Origin of the sequence: Flavobacterium sp. YO64 (assembly GCF_004119505.1) — a bacterium.
In the GTDB taxonomy this organism is placed as follows: Bacteria; Bacteroidota; Bacteroidia; order Flavobacteriales; family Flavobacteriaceae; genus Flavobacterium; species Flavobacterium oncorhynchi.
In genome coordinates this window covers 151,257-167,515 of sequence record NZ_NRQV01000009.1, presented here as the reverse complement: position 1 = coordinate 167,515, position 16,259 = coordinate 151,257, and the positions used below count along the sequence as shown (strand labels likewise).

Here is a 16,259-nt window from a genome sequence, read left to right as displayed (position 1 = left end):
ATGGAAAAAAAGCTACACCTATGTTTTGGTTGCTAATGCCATTTATATTTTAATATTTTTCTTAATCATGCAATTATATTCATAACCTATGCAGCTATTTGATTGGATCGTACTTATTGTAACACTTTTATTCATAGTTGGATATGGTTCTTGGAAAACCAAAGGAAGTAAAAATGTTGAAGACTTTATTCTAGGTAATAACGAAACGCCTTGGTACACTGTAGGACTTTCGGTAATGGCAACCCAAGCCAGTGCCATTACTTTTTTATCAACTCCAGGGCAGGCTTATCATGACGGAATGGGTTTTGTGCAGTTCTATTTCGGACTGCCAATTGCAATGATAGTAATATGTGTTACTTTTATTCCGCTATATCATAAAAATAAAGTTTTTACCGCTTACGAGTTTCTTGAAAAACGTTTTGATGTAAAAACACGTTCACTTGCTGCCATTTTATTTCTTGTTCAAAGAGGATTAGGAACTGGACTTACCATTTATGCACCCGCAATTATCCTCTCGGCACTTTTAGGTTGGAATCTTACCGTAATGAACATTATTATTGGTGTTCTCGTTATTATTTACACATTCTCTGGCGGAACAAAAGCTGTAAACGTTACCCAGAAACAGCAAATGTTTGTAATTATGTCGGGTATGTTCATTACATTTTTCTTGATTTTGCATTATCTGCCAAATGATATGACGTTTAATAGCGCTATGCATATTGCTGGAGCAAATGATAAAATGAATATTGTTGACTTCTCGTTTAATCCAGAAGAGAAATACACTTTTTGGAGCGGTATTACAGGAGGTTTTTTCTTAGCCCTCGCCTATTTTGGTACAGATCAATCGCAGGTTGGACGATATTTATCAGGTAAATCGATTCGTGAAAGCCAAATGGGATTAATCATGAACGGCCTTTTAAAAGTACCAATGCAGTTTTTTATTCTGCTTACAGGAGTTATGGTTTTTGTGTTTTTTCAATTCAATCCAGTTCCTTTAAATTTTAATCCAAATAACAAAACAGTAATTGAAAAATCGCCTTTTAAAGAAGAATATCATGTTTTGGAAAAAAAGCTTAGTAAGCTTTCTGAAGATAAAAAAGTAATTAATTTATTGTACATCGATCAGTTAAATCAAGATTATGATAATCCGATTCTGCGTAAAGAATTAGTGACGCTATCAAATAAAGAAAAAGATTTACGCGACCGCGCCAAAGAAATTATTTCGAGAGCAGATAGTCGCAGTGAAACAAACGATAAAGATTACGTGTTTTTTCACTTCATATTGCACTATTTACCAAAAGGATTAATCGGTTTATTATTAGCCGTTATTTTATCTGCTGCAATGTCATCAACTGCTTCAGGATTAACCGCTTTGGCATCGACAACAGCAATAGATATTTATAAAAGAAATCTCAAAACAGAGAAATCTGAAAAACACTATCTTAATGCTACTAAATTCTTCACGCTATTTTGGGGAATTATAGCGATCCTTTTTGCTTGCGTTGGAACTCTGTTTGAAAACTTGATTCAGCTTGTAAATATAATTGGATCAATATTTTATGGCACCGTTCTAGGAATATTTTTAGTTGGATTTTATTTACGTCGTGTTAAGGCAAAACCTATGTTTTACAGTGCTATCATTAGCCAGTTAACCATTTTTGTTATTTATTATTTCATGATTTATACACAAGAAAAATTAGGTTATTTATGGCTTAATTTTATTGGAGCTATCCTAACGATATTATTGTCATTGATTATGCAGTTTTTATTTTTTAGAGAAAAAACAGATAATGATAAGGTGATTTTAGAATAATATCTTTTTTGGCTTAAGTGTTTTAGAAGATCTTGGTTGAAGTTTTAAACTTTTACAAAGATCTTTTTTTGTTTGCATTCTAAATGGTTTTTAAACATTTGCATAAAATCTTTTATCTTTGATAAAACCTTCAAATCACTAAAAATGAAACCATTAATAGTTCTGATTCTTGTTTTTTTAGTTTCAATTTTTACTCTAAAATTCCTCACAAATCAATACGATATGCCAATGGCAGCAAGAATAGCAATGTGTGTAATGCTGTGTTTTACAGCAATAGCGCATTTTGTTTTTACTAAAGGAATGGTAATGATGCTTCCTGAAAAAATCCCATTTCGGACAGAGGTGGTTTACGCAACCGGGATAATCGAAATTGTATTAGGAATATGTCTTTTGATTTCTTCAACGAAAGTTTATTCAGGCTGGATATTGATTATATTCTTTATCTTTTTACTTCCCGCTAATATTTATGCGGCTGTAAAACATATAGATTATCAAAAAGGAACTTATGAAGGAAACGGAATTTCGTATTTGTGGTTTAGAATCCCACTGCAGATCGTTTTTATTATTTGGACATTTTGGTGTGCAGTTTTATACTAAATGCATTTTCAATTTTTAGCTGCAATCAAGAATCAAGAAATAAACTAATTGCAATATTGCTAAAATACCATATTAAATTTTGTAAATTAGTCGATTAAAAGCTTTTTCATGAAAGACCTTAAGAAGTACAGTAATAAAACCAAAGCAGCCTTTGTTTTGCTGATTGTAATGCTGCTAATTTTACTTGGAAATTTTAATACGCTGCAAAATTCTAAAAATGTAAACAAACATATCAATGCAATTTACAATGATCGATTGGTTGTAGCGCATTATATTTTTCAATATTCAAAGGAACTTCATTTTATAAAGGCAGAAGCAGAAAAACTGGACTTAAGTGACAATATTAAGAAAGATGAAATTATACATACGCTGAATATCATTCATAATATTGATGATTTGTATGCCAAAACGGTTCTCACAAATAAAGAAAAACAACATTTTGATACATTTTTAAAATCTTGTAAAGAGATCAATAAACAAGTAGAAAATAAAGATTGGAATAAAATTGCTGTTTCGAGCGCAGAAGCTTTAAAAACACTAGAATCATTATCGCAAATTCAGATTCAAGAAGGAAAATCACAATTAGCAAACGCTAATGCAATGTATAGTAAAAACAATAGTCTTGGTCAGCTTCAAATTGCATTGCTTATAATTCTAGGTGGAGTAACTTGTTATCTTCTTATAGTCAAAAAAATAAAAAGAACAATTAAAATTCCCGAACCGCCAAGTTTAAATTAAACATCACTTTTCCGCTTTAGTAGTCCTAACGTCTTTTTTGTAAGATAAGAAGATGCAAATTTTATCTGCTTCAAATTATAATTTTGCATCATAAAATTACAATATAAACATCTGTTAATTATGGAATTACATTAAAGTATTCTGTAAGAAGTATTGTTGTTTTCAAGGTTACCTTGTAGTATAGAAACTATAAAAAAGAATGTCATGAATACTACAGATAAAAATCAAGATGCTTTTAACGGAAATTCTAAAAATCAAAATCCCAATATTTCAGGCAGAAACACTGTTATGAATGAAGAATTTTATGATTTGAACAATAATGAAGAAAACGATAACAGCAACAAAGCCAGTGTAGAGCGTGGTTACACTGTTAGAGACGGCTATAATCCTAATAAGCCCAACCCGGACCAAATAACGAATGATGAAAGAGATGATTTTGATGATTTAGACGATGATTTTCATAATCAAAATGATTTAGAAGACGATAACGACAATCTTTATGAGGTCGAACTAGAGGATGAAGATCCGGAAGACGATATAGAGAATAGACAGAGTGATGATTCTATCGATAATCTTGAAGATGATTTTACCGAAACGGAAGATGATTTAGAAGATATCGATGATGATGATGATCTTGACGAAGAAAGCGAATACATTGAAGACGATGTTCAAGAAGATGATCGTGATGAAAATTATCCAGATAATGATCCGAGGAAATTTTAGATTATAAACTCAGAAAAGCCGTTAAGTTCAAATAACTTAACGGCTTTTTGATTCAATTTAGATTAAAAATTGGTATTGCAATTGAACAAAACTAACTTAATTAATCTCCTATTTTTTCGAGTACAGGAATATCATCCATTTTTTGCAGTCGCTCAACCAAACCAATTCTAGCTTCGGTAAGCTCTTGTTCTGCTTTTCCTAATTCCTTATACCATTCCTCTTTACCTGTTTTTGCATTTTCTATTTTTCGCATAATTTCATAAATTTCTCCTTCAGCTTCCATTACTTTTAAGCGTTTGTAATAGGTTAAACTCTCTGTCATATGAGCAAGAGCAATCATCGCAGTCAAAAACGGATGATTATTGGTCACATTTACATCTTTAATTTTTCCGTGTTCAAGTTCAACTTTCAAAGCAAATGCAAATTCTTCCATATTAAAGGCTTCATGTTTACTTTTAGGATTCAAGTACGCTTTTATAGCTTCAACGTTATTCATTGTCGAGAGATCTACTTCGGTATGTTTAGTATCAAGTAAATCTTTGTAAACTACATTTGCAATTGCCCGCGCTTCGGCAGTTGATGGGTCATTTGCAGGATTTTCAAAATCACGTGTCGACCAATTCCAATTTTTAGGATGAACAGGTTTAATGTATTTTTCGCAAAAATCTGTTACATCATTTTTTAAGCTTACCATTTCATCATCTCTTTTAATATATACGTCTTGATAAGCACCGCTTTTAGTTCCCATAATTTGATATTTTTAAATGATAAACGACACATTTACCTTGGTAAATGTGTCGTTTTTACTTGGTTAATTATTAATGATAACCCGTTAAACGCTTTTTCGTCCACTGACCAGCGAAATAACAAATAGCACCAGAAATATAAAAAATAAAATTTTTGCTATACTAGCGGCTCCAGCGGCTATACCCCCAAAACCAAATATCCCTGCAATAATTGCCAGAATAATAAATATGACTGTCCATCGTAACATAATAAGTAATTTTAATTAATATCGATTTTGTTTGTTACTCAAATATTATGCTTTTAAAAGAGATGCATTAACTCTAAATCGTTTATTTGTAATCAATTATTAAACTAAATTGATTTGATAGTTTTCTATTAATGCTGCAAAAGCTGTTTCGGTGCGCGAAAAGTATTTCTTAGTACTTCGGCTTCTTTTAGCCTTATCAAAATATTGTTGGATCGAACCATCTTCGTATGTTGAAACCAGCAGCGGATGAACGTAATAATTTTTGCATACATTCCTTGTGTTTCCAAGTGCTTCTGCCGTTATATCATAAGCAATTGTAATGTTTTTCTTTATCTGTTTCTCGTCATATGAAACCCCAATCTCCATTAAACTTTCAAAAAACAGAACCGAAGCGACCCAAGTTCTAAAATCTTTAGCACTAAAAAATTCATCAGAAATTGCATGTAAATATTCATTTACCATGTGACTTTCTAACACTTTTTTTTCTCCATTATTGTTATAATATTTAAAAACTTCCCATCCTGGAATTTCCTCACAGCGTTCAACCAATTTAATTAATTGTTTATTCCGCGTTGTGATAGTATGTTGTTTTCCCTTTTTTCCGATAAATTCAAATCGAAGAGTATTTTTGTTGATATTGATATGTCTTTTTCGCAGTGTCGAAAGTCCGTACGATTTGTTCTCCTTTGCATATTTTTCATTTCCAATTCGAATATGGGTTTCTTCCATTAATCGGATTACTAATGCAATAATTTTATTTTTAGACCATTCTCCCTGATCTAAATCGAGATCTACTTGTTTTCTAATTAATGGCAATTTTTGTCCAAACGCTCCAATTTTATAAAACTTAGTTTGATTTCTAATGAGATTCCATTTAGGATGATAACGATATTGTTTCCTTTTTTTTAAATCTAAACCTACAGCTTGCAAATGCCCATTAGATAAATCTGAAATCTGAACATCTACCCAAGCTGGTGGTAAAACCAAACTCTTGAATCGTTTTAATTCCCTTTTCAGCTTTATTTGTCTTCCATTTTTTTTATAAATAAAACCGTTTTCATCTTCGCTTCTCTCAATTGGTAGTTTCTGATCCTTCACATAAACTAAATCTAATTTTTCAATAACCAATTCTGGAGACTGAATTAATTGATTCATAAGCTTTTGAGTTTTGGAGGCATTCATAACTTTTTTATTTATATAAGACTACATTAACTTTTACACCATATTAATTTAAACGAAAGTTTGTATTCTAGTTCGTACGCAAAGAGTGAATTAGATTCATCTTATTCATAGAAGAACGTCCTGAAATACCTACTCTTTTTGCCTGCTGATAAAGTTCTTCCTTAGTCCATTCCTCATATGGTTTTGCTTTTCCTCCTTTTTCTCCTGCATCTGGTGTATTTGCAATACGTGCTGATTTCTCTTTACTATATCCTTTTCTTAAAAGAGCTTCATATTGTGCCTCGTTTTTAATTCTTGGATTTTTCATGATTAAAAAATTTGATTCAATGAATAATTTATTGTGTTTACCAAAATTCATCAAAAAGAAAGATTTTTCTATTATATAATTTCGAGAATTACTTTCATAATTAAAATTAACGTCCTGAAAATGAATATTAAAAGTTACCATCAAAAAAAACTCCCAATTTAAAAAATTGAGAGTTTAAGCTTTTTGTCGAGAAAAGTATTGGAAAACTTAACTTTTCAAAAACTCAGTTCCGCCATAAATCATTTTACCTTTATGAAATACTCCTTCCCTTTTAGGCAAACGAGCTACAGCTTCGGCAGAGCAGCTTGCTTTTACCAAAATAAAGTTAGCATCATTATTTTCTGCAGGCCAAACGCGAGTTCCAGAATCGTTTAAAGGCAATACTTCATCAGTTGTTGCAATGTGAAGCGCACGGCTTAAGCCAAACTCATCTGTCCACCCATATAATTGAGCGCATAATTTTGCCTTTTCAAGCATATCACAGGTTCCAAAAGGCTGCCAATGGTCAACAATACTATCTGTTCCAGTCATTAATTTAACACCGTATTTTTTTAATGTTGGAATTGGCATAATCGTTCTCCCAATCGGAATTGTCGACACTACTCCTATTCCAAGATTACCCATTTGTTCTGCTATTTTTTCTAGATCTTTTGGGTCCATTCTTGCAAGAGCAAAACCATGACTGATGTATGTTTTTCCTTGTAACTGTTTGTTTTCCTCTGTTTTCTTTATAATATATTCAATTGCTGCTTGACCAGACGGCGGTGATTCATGCAAATGGATGTCTATTCCTTTATTCGTATCAATTGCAATTTGAAACATAGCATCAAGCGATTTTTCCATATTACCATCAACATTTGTAGGATCAAGACCGCCAATAAAATCAACTCCCATTGCAGCAGCTTCTCTTAATAAAGGCTCTGATTTCGAGTACAAAATTCCGTGCTGCGGAAAAGCAACAATTTCCCAGCCAAAACTATCTTTGTTATTATCCAAAGCCGCCAGCAAATGCTCCAAACTTTTTAATCCGCTTACAGGATCAATATTACATTGGCAGCGTGCAAAGAAACTTCCTTGACTTTGCATTAGTTTAATCGCTTCTTCGGCTTTACGCTGAGAATCTGGCAGTAATTGCGGAATTATCTTCTGTTCGAGCGTTATCATATCTTTTACTGTATACCCTTTTCTTGGTGCAGCATTCCATGTTCCGCCGTAGTATGTTTTATCAATATGAATGTGCATATCTCGTAATCCAGGAAGCATAAGCATACCTTTAGCATCAACATTTTTAAGCTTTAAAGCAGGTTTATCTAAAGTGATACTTTTAATCTTTCCATTAGCAATATGCAAATTGTACAAACCAGTTTTAGTCGAAATAACTTCGTTTTTTTCGTTGTAATTAAAACCTTCTTCTAGACGTACATTAGTCAATAGGTAATCTCCTGAAACCTTTTCTTTAGTTTCTTCAGGCAGCGATGCCGCATTTCCAGCAATTCCAGAGAATAAAGCAGCTCCAGTTGCAGCAGCTCCTAATCCTAAGAATTTTTTCCTGCTGATTATATTATCTTCCATAAGTTATGATTTGTTTTTTAGTTCGATTTTAGAATATACTCTAAAATTGCTAGAATATATGAATATGCAAAAATCGTTTAGAAATTAAAACAGCAACTGTAATATTACGGATAAGGATGGTAAAAATTATAACTTTCTTTAAAATCGCCTGGTGTTTTCCCTGTGTATTTTTTAAAAACTTTAGAGAAATAGCCATTGTCATTAAAACCAAGCTGATACGCGATTTCTTTAATAGATAAATCTGTACTCGTAAGCAAACGTTTTGCTTCAAGAATTGTTCGCTCTTTTATAATATCTCCCGCTGGAGATTTTAAGTATCTCTGAGAAAGTATATTAAGATAATTGGGAGTAATATTTAGCTTATCGGCATAAAAATTAACCGAGAATTCTTCATTGAAATGATTGTCTATCAAAGAATTGAATTTTTTAATCATTTTTTCTGGCTTAGTCGAAGAATCGTGCTGTGGAAATTGAATTAAATAATCTTTTTGTAATACTTTAAGCAATAAATGCAGTCGAAGCAATACGATTTCTTTCGAGCTTAAATCATTATCAGGTAAAACTAGTTCAATTTCATTCAAATGATTTTTTAAACCTTCAAACTGTTCTTGGGTTACAGAAAGACAGGAAGGAACATTTTGTTCAAAAAAAGGAAACGCTGACAAATTAGAAAATGCATTAACAATTTCTGGTGAAAGCATAAGCTGAAAACCTGTAGTATCAACATTTAAGAGCCAATTGTGAACTTGCCCCTGCCTCACAAAATACACTTGATAATCCTTGACTGCATATTGCGTAAAATCGACATTGTGCATTCCTGACCCTTTCTCGACAAAAAATACAAGGTGAAAATCGTGTTTATGCGGTTGTTCAAATGCATTTCGTCCTTTTACACTATGACGAAACAAAGTAATACCTAAAGTTTCTTCTCCAAGTATATTGCCTACGGATAAAACGGGAATTGGATGTTTTGTCAAAGGATAAGCGGTTAGTAATAGATTTTCAAAAATATAGAATTTAAGGATATAAAAAGCAAAGAAAAATTTTCTCTTTATGCCCCTTTTAATTTTCTACTTGTTTAGAAGGCTCTAAAAATAATAATTGACTTCTAAACTGCAATAAAGCGTTATGTTGCGTATAAATCATGTCTTGAAAAGTAGCAATATTACTTTTAGTGTAATTTTTATTAGTTTTTAATTCTTGATACACTTTATCTGATAATCCTTTATCATATTCTTGCTTAGCAACAATCAGATACTGTTGAAATGTTATATTAGTATATAATTGATGATTTGCGCCATCATTATCATCAATATACTTTTGAATTATAGATTGTACTTCCAAATGAAGCTTTTGTGTAGCAATAAAAATCCCTAATAAGTTATTTCTTTCCTCATCTGGCTTAGAATTAAACGTTTTGTTATATGTTAACCAAGCTATAATTAAACCTGCTAGACCTATAAATATTTCCATAGATTTATATTTAAGTTTATCAAATATACCTAAAAATAAAAGAGTTCTGTCTTACTAAGACAGAACTCTTTCTCTATTTACAATACTATAAAATTATAATAGTAATGTTAATGTATTTTAAATATTATAATTTGAAGTTCCATAATATTCTTCATCATTTACACTTTCCAGCCAAACTCCTGTACCTTTATCAATTTCGGTAATAATTGCGATATAAGAAAATTTACTTAAAGGCGTCGCGCCGTACCAATGTTCTACTCCTGGTAAAATTGTGACTACTTCATCTTTATGAAGCGTTCTTATTTCACCTCCCTTTTCTTGGTAAAAGCCTACTCCATTTGTTGCGATAAGCAAATGTAAACTTGCGTTGCTGTGCCATTTACTTCTGGCACAAGGTTCAAAAGTTACTTCTTTAATAATGGTATTTTTAGGATGAATTTCGCTTGTTTGTTTTTTATAAGATACTTCGCCCGTCATATACGTATTCGGTACTTTTCCTTCTTCAATTACAGCTGTATAATTTGTTGACATAAGTTATTTTTTGAGATTAATTTTTATTTAAAACTGTTGTATTCTTCATCCGTTACAGGTTCAAGCCAGTCTACAATTCCTGATTTAGTGCTTGTACTGATGGCGATATGTGTAAATTCGCTGTTTGGTGATGCGCCGTGCCAATGTTTTACTTCTGGCTGAATATTCACTACATCACCCGCCTGAAGCAGCTGAATAGGCTTTCCCGCTTCTTGATAGTATCCAGTTCCTTGCGTTACAATTAAAATTTGTCCGCCCGGATGTGTGTGCCAGTTATTTCGTGCACCAGCCTCAAACACTACATTTCCAACAGCTGTATTTAAAACTGGATCGTTTGGAACCAACATTTTTACCCAAGCTTTTCCTGTAAAATAATCGGCAGATGCTAAGTCTCCTTTTGGAAAAATACTTGTATTAAATTCATTTTCTGATGCTTTCATAATTTTCTTATTTGGAATTATCAGAATCAGAAAACTAAATCGAGAAAGCTAGAGTGTGCTTTATGAAGTATTATTTAGTCTATTAAAAACTGATAAAAGATTAATACTATAATTTCAAAGCAAAAGTAGTTCAAGCCGGCTTTTGCAAAATAACAATATTCAAACAAAAAATTAAGAAATTGAAACAATTTAGACTCTCAATGATTTTGGAACTGTTCCCGTAAGTCTTTTAAAATAATTATTAAAATAACTCGGATATTCGAATCCAAGCGAATAACCAATATCCGAAATGCTCCAGTCTGTATGCTGTAATAACGCTTTTGCTTCGCCAATAATACGCTCTGTAATATGCGCTGTAGTTGGTTTTCCGGTAACTTCTTTTACAGAACGATTTAAATGATTTACGTGTACAGCAAGACTTTGTGCGTAATCCTGAGGTGTTTTTAGAGTCAGCGGTTCATTTTTAGTCTCTATAGGAAATTGTCTTTCCAGCAGCTCTAAAAATAAAGAGGTAATTCTTGAAGATGCATTTTTATGTTTGAAGAAGTTTTCTGAGGGCTGCATTTTCATCGATTCGTGAATTATCAAATTGACGTAGCTTCGCATTAGATCATCTTTAAAAACATAATCCGTTTCATATTCTTTGATCATTTTTTGAAACAAAGAGTCGATAAAAATCTTCTGCTCAGCATTTAATGAAAATATTGGCGTTCCTCCTATTTTAAACAAAGGAGATTCGTGAAGTGTTTCCGAACGGTCTTTCGATTTTAGAAACTCTTCTGTAAAAACACAGGCATAACCTTCATAACCTTCGGAGATAGTTTCCCACGAATACGGAATAATTGGATTACCAAAAAACAAAATAGTTCCATCAGTCTCTATTCCGCGGTCAGCATATTGTATGATACTTTTACTGGTATTGATACAAATTTTATAAAAATCCCTGCGGCTGTAAACCGGAATTTTACTTTGATCTCCATTTATTTGATATACTTTAAAACCTTTAAGTTTTAAATCTGAAGTAAAATCGCAACTCTGAGTTTCTGTTTGATTATTCATTTTGCAAAGTTATGAAAATCAAATATATTTTTCAGCTGTTTTTCTTTGGACAAATCTTACTTAGAAATTTTCAAAGGCTTTTTCTAAAAATAAACTGTGCTGAAAACAGAGTAAGGTTTGTGTTATTAAATTATATGTAAGAGCTTCTTTATATGGCATGAAAATGGTTATTAAAAATTTAGAATCATTCTATTGGCTATACTTCATAAAATGATTCTGATTTGATGTAATTTTATATAAAAATAAAAACCAAAGATTATATGAGTGTTATTAAAGATGAAAAAAAGCTTCTTAATGCCATTAAACGTATCGATGAAAAAATCGATAAGAATAATGACCAAAAGATACTTGCCTTTTTTGAATCTCTTGAATTAACTGAAAGAGAGGACGTTCCCAAAAATTTTCTAGATTGGGATACGATTCTTATTGTTGTACCTGATCGTCACATTTCGCATGAATTAAAATATTATAAATTCTCTATATCAAGACTTTTTTTTGTTACAAATCCGTATGCAGACCAAATTCATATTTATGATTTTGACGAATGGAAAAGTGTTACCCGAAACAAAACACAATTCCAAATTAGAGAAATGATGAAAACAAGTTTTGGCGGAGTTAAAAAATCCGGAGCAGATAACGATTAGTTTTAATTCTCTGAAAAGTAATGAAATGGATCACTCGTGAAAGACCAAAAATTGACAGGATCGCCAGTCCGTGGCTGATCAAAAAATTTGTTGATAGTGATGCCGAATTTATTTATGTGCCTTTTAATGAAGTTTTAGAAAAAGCAAAAGAATTAGATGCAATTCCTTTTGATATTCCTGAAGTAGAATTTACCCATTATAATGAAGAATGCACTTTTGATTACATTATAAAAAAATATAAAATTGTTGATCCTGCGGTTTTAATCATGGCAAAAATTGTTCGCGGCGCCGATACTGACCGCCACGATCTTGCAAAAGAAGCTGCCGGACTTTGGGCAATTTCTGCAGGGCTTTCTCATAATATTACTAACGATGCCGAATTATTAGAAACAGGACTAAAGCTTTATGATGCGCTTTACAGCTGGGCAAAACATTTGTATAAACAAAATCATCTTCAAAATAGTCCGTTTGAAAATCTGCTTCATGAAGTATATAAAAAGTTTTTAGCCGAGAAAAAGACAAATCAAAAAACACCTTTATGGGTTAAGGAATTAAAAAACATAATTCAGGATCAAATCGATGCACAATTTACTTTTGATCTAAAGAAAATTTCAAATGATTTAGAGCTTAATCCTTCCTACTTATCAAGAGAATTTTCTAAGTATTTTGAAGATTTAAACTTTGGAGAATATGTCCGAAAACTTAGAATTGAGAAAGCTATAAACCTTATTGAGAGTTCAACTTATACTTTAACTGAAATAGCTTATATGACCGGATTTTCAGATCAAAGTCACTTTACTAGAATATTTAAACTGCAAACAGGAAAAAATCCTTCCTCGTATCGTAAAAATGCACTTAAAAGTAATTCAAATACAAAAGGTAAATAGTGTACTATTTATAAAATTGCATTGTCTATAGTTTTGTTTTTTAATTAACAAAACTATTATGATTTCATTCAAACACCTTTTTCCTGCTATTTTATTTTCTTTAAATTTCAATGCGTTCTCGCAAACTGTTTATCCAAAAATTACGGGTTATTTTGGAATTCTTCATCCTATCGTGACTTTTAGCGATGAGCAAACTAATGTAAACTTTAGAGATTATTATGCTGTTGGTTTTCCAACAGGAATCAATATTTGGAAAAATCAAAAAATAGGATTTTCATTTGAAGTTGTTCCTAATATAAAAGTACAAGGAAACAGCGATAAAGTAACTAATTTATTGTTTCATCCCGGGGTTTTGGTTGCCTTAGGACATGGTTATACTTTTGCAGGAAGAGCCGCTTTTGAAAGCAGCGGCAGATACGGTATAACTCCTGTAATAAATAAAACCATTATAAAAAGTGACAATTGCAGTTATTTTGCGGCTGTTCCTCTGCCTGTTCGTTTTGGCAATAATCATCCCGCTTCTTTTACGATTGGTTTTCAATTTGGAATAGCTTTCTAATACCTCTTAAAAAATAAGTTGAAATAAGCTTATCTATTTTTTTGACTCATTTAATTTCAAAAATTCTAATAAACTTTTGCTCTAATTTTTTTCTCTTTCTTTCTTCTTTCCATCTTGAATAGAATATAACAATAAGAAGAAACAAACTCACAATTGTAGTTGCCCGCCTAAGGCCTCTGCCAATGAAGAGAAAAAATATATTAATGAATATTAGAAAAACTACTGGAGAGTATTGTGTCCAAAGTAATTGAAATTTGCTGTTTTCTTCTACAACATAATTTACATTAATCCTATTATTAATGTTTTTATAATTTCCTCTCACAATAAAAATTGTTGGAGATGCTGCGGAATTTATTGTTAACCGAAAACTTGTGTCATCAAAAAGTCCGTAAAAAGGTTTTACTCCACCAAATATGGGAAACAGTCTAAAACGGCTTAAATTCACTTTTAAAGAGCCAATTTCGGTGCTATTCTGCAATCTTGTACGAAAGTCTGATAAAGAAAGGTTTGATTCCATTTTATGAAGTATCATGGCGCTAACAAACTTTTAATTTTATTTTCCAGAGCCTGTCCGTGAATATTTTTTGCTAATATAATTCCGTTTTTATCTACTAAAAAGTTTAACGGAACAGATTGCAGCATATAATCGCCAACAACTGGAGACTGCCAGTATTTTAAATCGCTGACATTTACCCAAGGTAATTTTCCTTTTGCTATGACTGTCTGCCAAAGCGTTTTTTTAGTATCCATAGAAACACTGTAAATTGATAATTTATCAGGATATGTATTGTATAATTTTAGCAGCAAAGGTTGTTCTTTTATACAAGGGCCGCACCAAGATGCCCAAAAATCGACTAAAACTAAAGAACCTCTTAAAGAAGAAAGTGCCACTAGATCGCCTTTTAAATCTGGAAGATCAATTTCGGGAGCAATGTCGCCAACATCAGTGCCAACAACTTGTGCTCTTGAACCCGTTATTATGCAAAATAGAAATATGGAAACGAGTAAAGTTTTTTTCATAGTTGATTAAGTTTAGTAGTTTGGGGCTTTTAAAACTAGAAAGCAAATATAAATTTTCTAATTATTTTTTGATTCTTTTTATTGCACTTTCCTCTCCTCTGTCATAAAGTTTTGCTAAAAATATTTTGCTTAATTGGTATATCGGGAAAAGTCGATATATTTGCGTCATGGAAAATATAGAAATATTTAAGGCACTCTCTAACAAGTCTAGACTACAAATGCTGGAATGGCTGAAGGAACCCGAAATAAACTTTCCGGGACAGCTTGAGCATGGTGGATTTGAACACGGAGTTTGTGTGGGACAAATTCAAGCCAAAGCTGGCTTAACACAATCTACAGTATCTGAATACTTGTCTATTTTACAACGCGCCGGATTCATCGAAGCCAAGCGTGTTGGGCAATGGACTTATTATAAACGCAACGAAGGTGCCTTTGAAGCACTTAGTAAATTAATTCAATCTAATTTGTAAATTACTATGAGTACAAACAACCTGTTTTCGCCATTTAACTTAAAAACGTTAAATCTGAAAAACCGAATCGTAATGGCGCCAATGACGCGCTCTTTTTCTCCAAATGGAGTTCCAACTGACGCAGTGGCTTCTTACTACCAAAAAAGAGCTGAAGGTGAAGTTGGTTTAATATTATCTGAAGGAACTGTAATCGACAGACCTTCATCGTCTAATGATGCAAATGTACCTCACTTTTACGGTGAGCAGGCTTTAAACGGCTGGAAAAAAGTGATTAATGAAGTTCATGCTGCCGGCGGACAAATGGGACCGCAAATTTGGCATATGGGCGTTATGGATAATCACCATTCTGGATGGGTTCCTCCGGTTCCTTTTGAAGGACCATCTGGGTTAAATCGTCCAGATTTTAAAAATGGAATTGCCATGTCTGAAAAAGATATTGAAGATACAATTTTAGCTTTTGGTAAAGCTGCTGCTGATGCCAAAAGATTAGGTTTTGATACTATCGAAATTCACGGTGCGCACGGTTATTTAATAGATCAATTCTTTAGAGCCGAAACAAATTTGCGTGAAGATATTTATGGCGGTAAAACATTACCAGAACGTAATCGTTTTGCGATTGAAGTTGTAAAAGAAATTAGAAAACAAGTTGGTGAAGATTTCGCTGTTATTATGAGATTTTCTCAATTTAAACCTTCTGATTATAACTATAAATTGGCTAAAAATCCGCAGGAATTAGAAGCTTGGCTTACTCCTCTTGTTGATGCTGGTGTGGATATTTTACACTGCTCGCAGCGCAGATTCTGGGAGCCTGAATTTGAAGGTTCTGATTTGAATTTTGCAGGATGGGCTAAAAAAGTAACTGGAACTCCAACTATTACAGTTGGTTCTGTTGGACTTTCCAGTGATTTCTTTGGTGCATTTGCGGGTGAAAGTTCTGAGCCAACTTCTTTAGAGGAATTAAACAGACGTTTCGACAGAGGCGATTTTGATTTAGTTGCCGTTGGAAGACCACTTTTATCTGATCCAAACTGGGTAGCTAAAATTAAAGAAGGAAAATTAGACCAATTAAAAGGTTTCAGTAAAGAAGCTTTAGGAGCATTAGTTTTAGAATAAGCTTTTTGTTTAGGTTCAAAGTTACAAAGGTTCAAAGTGGCAGAGTTTTTTACTTTGTCCTTTGAACCTTTCTTTTTAGGTTCAAAGTTGCAAAGGTTCAAAGGAACAGAGTTTTTTCGTCCCTTTGAACCTTTGCT

Annotated in this window: 21 protein-coding genes; 9 read left to right on the top strand and 12 right to left on the bottom strand. The window is 32.4% G+C overall.

The window, feature by feature from the left end; translation table 11 throughout:
* Positions 1-88: 88 nt before the first annotated feature.
* From BOW57_RS08805 to BOW57_RS08790, 4 genes are all read left to right on the top strand, one after another.
* Positions 89-1,813: a sodium:solute symporter gene (locus BOW57_RS08805; protein WP_089055739.1), complete on the top strand. Its 1,725-nt coding sequence runs from the start codon at positions 89-91 to the stop codon at positions 1,811-1,813.
* A gap of 144 nt (positions 1,814-1,957) precedes the next feature.
* A complete protein-coding gene (locus BOW57_RS08800; protein WP_129053807.1) occupies positions 1,958-2,410 on the top strand; it encodes a hypothetical protein in 453 nt (150 codons plus the stop codon).
* A gap of 108 nt (positions 2,411-2,518) precedes the next feature.
* Positions 2,519-3,148 (top strand): MCP four helix bundle domain-containing protein, encoded by a 630-nt coding sequence (locus tag BOW57_RS08795; protein ID WP_089055741.1) that lies wholly within the window; start codon positions 2,519-2,521, stop codon positions 3,146-3,148.
* A 204-nt stretch (positions 3,149-3,352) separates the two neighbouring features.
* Positions 3,353-3,871, top strand: a complete 519-nt coding sequence (locus BOW57_RS08790; protein WP_129053806.1) for a hypothetical protein — start codon at positions 3,353-3,355, stop codon at positions 3,869-3,871.
* Between the two features lie 100 nt (positions 3,872-3,971).
* Here the strand turns inward: BOW57_RS08790 and BOW57_RS08785 are convergent, their stop codons facing one another.
* The 10 genes from BOW57_RS08785 to BOW57_RS08740 form a co-directional block, all read right to left on the bottom strand.
* Positions 3,972-4,619 carry a DUF5661 family protein gene (locus BOW57_RS08785; RefSeq protein ID WP_129053805.1) on the bottom strand — a complete coding sequence of 216 codons (648 nt, stop codon included), beginning with the start codon at positions 4,617-4,619 and terminating at the stop codon, positions 3,972-3,974.
* Positions 4,620-4,703: 84 nt separating this feature from the next.
* Positions 4,704-4,865, bottom strand: coding sequence for a DUF1328 family protein (locus tag BOW57_RS08780; RefSeq protein WP_089055742.1), 162 nt, complete (start codon positions 4,863-4,865; stop codon positions 4,704-4,706).
* Positions 4,866-4,964: 99 nt separating this feature from the next.
* Positions 4,965-6,047 (bottom strand): DNA topoisomerase IB, encoded by a 1,083-nt coding sequence (locus tag BOW57_RS08775; protein ID WP_129053804.1) that lies wholly within the window; start codon positions 6,045-6,047, stop codon positions 4,965-4,967.
* Positions 6,048-6,114: 67 nt separating this feature from the next.
* Entirely contained in the window at positions 6,115-6,354 is a 240-nt protein-coding gene (locus tag BOW57_RS08770; protein WP_129053803.1) for a Rho termination factor, read from the bottom strand.
* A gap of 207 nt (positions 6,355-6,561) precedes the next feature.
* Complete coding sequence (locus BOW57_RS08765) at positions 6,562-7,926, bottom strand: amidohydrolase (protein WP_129053802.1); 1,365 nt, start codon at positions 7,924-7,926, stop codon at positions 6,562-6,564.
* A 104-nt stretch (positions 7,927-8,030) separates the two neighbouring features.
* Positions 8,031-8,903 carry an AraC family transcriptional regulator gene (locus BOW57_RS08760; RefSeq protein WP_129053801.1) on the bottom strand — a complete coding sequence of 291 codons (873 nt, stop codon included), beginning with the start codon at positions 8,901-8,903 and terminating at the stop codon, positions 8,031-8,033.
* A gap of 85 nt (positions 8,904-8,988) precedes the next feature.
* The gene (locus tag BOW57_RS08755) at positions 8,989-9,399 is read right to left on the bottom strand and encodes a hypothetical protein (protein ID WP_129053800.1); all 411 of its coding nucleotides are present in this window, start codon (positions 9,397-9,399) and stop codon (positions 8,989-8,991) included.
* Positions 9,400-9,516: 117 nt separating this feature from the next.
* A complete protein-coding gene (locus tag BOW57_RS08750) occupies positions 9,517-9,930 on the bottom strand; it encodes a cupin domain-containing protein (protein WP_129053799.1) in 414 nt (137 codons plus the stop codon).
* Between the two features lie 23 nt (positions 9,931-9,953).
* A complete protein-coding gene (locus tag BOW57_RS08745; RefSeq protein ID WP_129053798.1) occupies positions 9,954-10,370 on the bottom strand; it encodes a cupin domain-containing protein in 417 nt (138 codons plus the stop codon).
* 189 nt (positions 10,371-10,559) lie between these two features.
* Positions 10,560-11,429, bottom strand: a complete 870-nt coding sequence (locus BOW57_RS08740) for an AraC family transcriptional regulator (protein WP_129053797.1) — start codon at positions 11,427-11,429, stop codon at positions 10,560-10,562.
* Between the two features lie 260 nt (positions 11,430-11,689).
* Between BOW57_RS08740 and BOW57_RS08735 the strand changes: the two genes are divergently transcribed.
* Genes BOW57_RS08735 through BOW57_RS08725 form a run of 3 tightly spaced genes read left to right on the top strand, consistent with a single transcriptional unit; the run spans position 11,690 to position 13,519 of the window.
* The gene (locus tag BOW57_RS08735; protein WP_129053796.1) at positions 11,690-12,073 is read left to right on the top strand and encodes a hypothetical protein; all 384 of its coding nucleotides are present in this window, start codon (positions 11,690-11,692) and stop codon (positions 12,071-12,073) included.
* A gap of 20 nt (positions 12,074-12,093) precedes the next feature.
* Entirely contained in the window at positions 12,094-12,960 is an 867-nt protein-coding gene (locus BOW57_RS08730) for a chromate resistance protein ChrB domain-containing protein (RefSeq protein ID WP_129053795.1), read from the top strand.
* Between the two features lie 58 nt (positions 12,961-13,018).
* Positions 13,019-13,519, top strand: coding sequence for a hypothetical protein (locus tag BOW57_RS08725; RefSeq protein WP_129053794.1), 501 nt, complete (start codon positions 13,019-13,021; stop codon positions 13,517-13,519).
* A 46-nt stretch (positions 13,520-13,565) separates the two neighbouring features.
* On the opposite strand, the gene BOW57_RS08720 is transcribed toward BOW57_RS08725, so the two are convergent.
* Together BOW57_RS08720 and BOW57_RS08715 are read right to left on the bottom strand one after the other, a co-directional pair.
* Entirely contained in the window at positions 13,566-14,036 is a 471-nt protein-coding gene (locus BOW57_RS08720; RefSeq protein WP_129053793.1) for a hypothetical protein, read from the bottom strand.
* Positions 14,037-14,047: 11 nt separating this feature from the next.
* Positions 14,048-14,539 (bottom strand): TlpA disulfide reductase family protein, encoded by a 492-nt coding sequence (locus tag BOW57_RS08715; protein WP_129053792.1) that lies wholly within the window; start codon positions 14,537-14,539, stop codon positions 14,048-14,050.
* 167 nt (positions 14,540-14,706) lie between these two features.
* Here BOW57_RS08715 and BOW57_RS08710 point away from each other — a divergent pair, with 167 nt between their 5' ends.
* Both BOW57_RS08710 and BOW57_RS08705 read left to right on the top strand, forming a co-directional pair.
* The gene (locus BOW57_RS08710; RefSeq protein WP_012025367.1) at positions 14,707-15,009 is read left to right on the top strand and encodes a helix-turn-helix transcriptional regulator; all 303 of its coding nucleotides are present in this window, start codon (positions 14,707-14,709) and stop codon (positions 15,007-15,009) included.
* 6 nt (positions 15,010-15,015) lie between these two features.
* Positions 15,016-16,122, top strand: coding sequence for an NADH:flavin oxidoreductase (locus tag BOW57_RS08705; protein WP_129053791.1), 1,107 nt, complete (start codon positions 15,016-15,018; stop codon positions 16,120-16,122).
* The last annotated feature ends 137 nt before the right edge of the window (positions 16,123-16,259 follow it).